A 2,148-nucleotide genomic window follows, 5' to 3' on the forward strand; every position below is an offset into this window, starting at 1 on the left:
CCGCGCCCAGGCGCTCTTCGAGGAGCGCGCCTACCGCGAGGCCGCGGTGATGCTGACCGAGCTGCTCGACGACCCGGGCGAGGTGGTGCACGAGCTGACCGACGTACGCCTGCTGCTGGCGCGCGCGCTCTTCCACTCCGCGCAGCTCGACGGCACCATCAGGGTCGCCACCGAGCTGCTCGAGCACGACCCCAACGAGCCCTACGCCCACCTGCTGCTCGGGCGCGCCCTGCAGCGCAAGGGCCGCAAGGACGAGGCGCAGCCGCACCTGCGCCTCGCCGAGCTGCTGGGTGGCTACCGGAGCTGAGGGCGCCGACCGGGGCGCGAAGCCTCGGTGAACACTCGCTCCACGGCCCCGTCCGGGCGCGACACGCCCGGCGGGGCCGTTCCATGCTGGGCGCGTGACCAGCCACGGCGCCCGCTACGGGGACCAGGACGGACCGCTCGCCATCGCCCACCGCGGCGGCATGGGGCTCGCGCCCGAGAACACGCTGGCCGCCTTCGGGCGGGCCACCTCGCTGGGCCTGACCTACCTCGAGACCGACGTCCGCACCACCCGCGACGGCCACGTGGTCTGCTTCCACGACGCGTCGCTGGCGCGGGTCACGGGCCACCCGGGCCGGGTGGCGGACGTCGACCTCGCCGACCTGCGCCGCCTCCGCGTGGACGGCACCGACCAGGTCCCGACGCTGACCGAGGCGATGGCGACGTTCCCGCAGGCGCGGTTCGCGATCGACCTCAAGGACGAGGCGTCGATCGGCGCGATGGCGCGGCTGCTGCGCGCGAACCCCGGCTGGGCGGAGCGGGTGCGCGTCGCCGGCGCGTGGAGCCGCTGGCTGCGCAGCCTCCAGGACGAGGCGCCGGGCGTCACCACCGCGCTCGGCTGGCGCGCGCTGACGGCGCTGATCGCGTGCTCGCGCGGGGGCGTACGACCGCTGGGCGTCGCCGGGGGCGCCTTCGCGCACGTGCCGCTGCGGCTCGGCCGGATGCCGATCCACTCCGAGCGGGTGATCGCGCGGGCCCACGAGCTCGGCATCCGGGTCGTCGTGTGGACCGTCGACGACCCGGCCACGATGCGTACGCTCCTCGACATGGGCGTGGACGGTGTGATCACCGACCGGCCCGACGTGCTGCGCGAGGTGCTGATCTCGCGCGGCGAGTGGACGCCCCCGGTCAGGCGCGCGGCGAGGCCTCGACCGGCATCCCGTTGAGCGCCTCCGCCCCGAGGCCGTGCGAGACGGCCCACAGGACCGCCTGGCTGCGGCTCTGCACGCCCGTCTTGCGATAGGCGTTGCGGATGTAGGACTTCACCGAGTTCAGCGAGATCTGCATCTGGCGGGCGATCTCGTCGTTGCTCTTGCCCGTCGCGATGTGCCCGAGCGTCTCCCGCTCTCGCACGGTCAGCAGGTCGAGCTCGGTGGTGGAGCGCAGCTCCTTGGTCGGCAGCGCCGGCACCACCGGGGCGACGACGGTCTCGCCGAGGTGGATCCCGCGGAGGGCACGCCCGAGCTGCGCTGCGTTGAGGCTCTTGGAGAGGTAGCCGCTCACGCCGTTGCCGAGCGACTCGTGGGCCAGGCCGGGGTGGTGGTTCCAGGTGTAGACGGCCACCCGCCGGACGTAGGGGTCGGCCACGGCGCGCTGCAGCGTCATGTCGCCGCGCGCGGTGCCGTAGGTCTCGACCAGTGCCACGTCGATCGGAGCGCGCTCGCGGTCCTTGACCGAGCCGAGCTCGAAGCCACCGAGGGTCCTGAGCATGCCGTCGAGGCCTCGCCTGACCAGCTCGTCGCCGCCCAGCAGGGCGATGCGGATGTCCATGATCGGTCCTCACAGTCGTCACAGAGGGTCGGAAGATCCGCCCTCGACGACCCCCCGACCGTCGTTGTGACAGTAACCCGCGACGACCCAGAACACGATCACCGCGGTGCCACCACCACTTATTTCACCCCCACGGGTGAACTACAACGTAAACTCCATACCCCCTAGGGGTATAGTCGACCTCATGAGCGAGCAGCACGGACACCTCGAGGGCAACGACGCCGCGGTGCAGGCCCACCTCAAGCGGCTACGGCGCATCGAGGGGCAGGTGCGCGGCATCCAGCGGATGGTCGAGGAGGAGAAGTACTGCATCGACATCCTCACCCAGGTCTC

4 protein-coding genes are annotated in these 2,148 nt (G+C 72.3%); 3 read left to right on the top strand and 1 reads right to left on the bottom strand.

Annotated features, from left to right (window positions below; translation table 11 throughout):
* On the top strand, nucleotides 1-307 hold a 307-nt coding region (locus ACTUAL_RS16935), incomplete at its 5' end, for a tetratricopeptide repeat protein (protein ID WP_440900945.1).
* A 94-nt stretch (nucleotides 308-401) separates the two neighbouring features.
* Nucleotides 402-1,211: a glycerophosphodiester phosphodiesterase family protein gene (locus tag ACTUAL_RS16940; protein WP_440900946.1), complete on the top strand. Its 810-nt coding sequence runs from the start codon at nucleotides 402-404 to the stop codon at nucleotides 1,209-1,211.
* Here the strand turns inward: ACTUAL_RS16940 and ACTUAL_RS16945 are convergent.
* Nucleotides 1,174-1,815: a response regulator transcription factor gene (locus tag ACTUAL_RS16945; protein ID WP_440900947.1), complete on the bottom strand. Its 642-nt coding sequence runs from the start codon at nucleotides 1,813-1,815 to the stop codon at nucleotides 1,174-1,176. The two genes, ACTUAL_RS16940 and ACTUAL_RS16945, sit on opposite strands and share 38 nt — an antisense overlap.
* A 184-nt stretch (nucleotides 1,816-1,999) precedes the next feature.
* Between ACTUAL_RS16945 and ACTUAL_RS16950 the strand changes: the two genes are divergently transcribed.
* Nucleotides 2,000-2,148, top strand: a 149-nt coding sequence (locus ACTUAL_RS16950; protein WP_440900948.1) for a metal-sensitive transcriptional regulator, incomplete at its 3' end; no start/stop codon positions are given.

Source organism: Actinosynnema sp. (assembly GCF_052038725.1).

Bases quoted from the DNA above. Each gene is read 5' to 3' on its own strand.
- ACTUAL_RS16945 (WP_440900947.1), bottom strand. From the start codon at position 1,815: ATGGACATCCGCATCGCCCTGCTGGGCGGCGACGAGCTGGTCAGGCGA.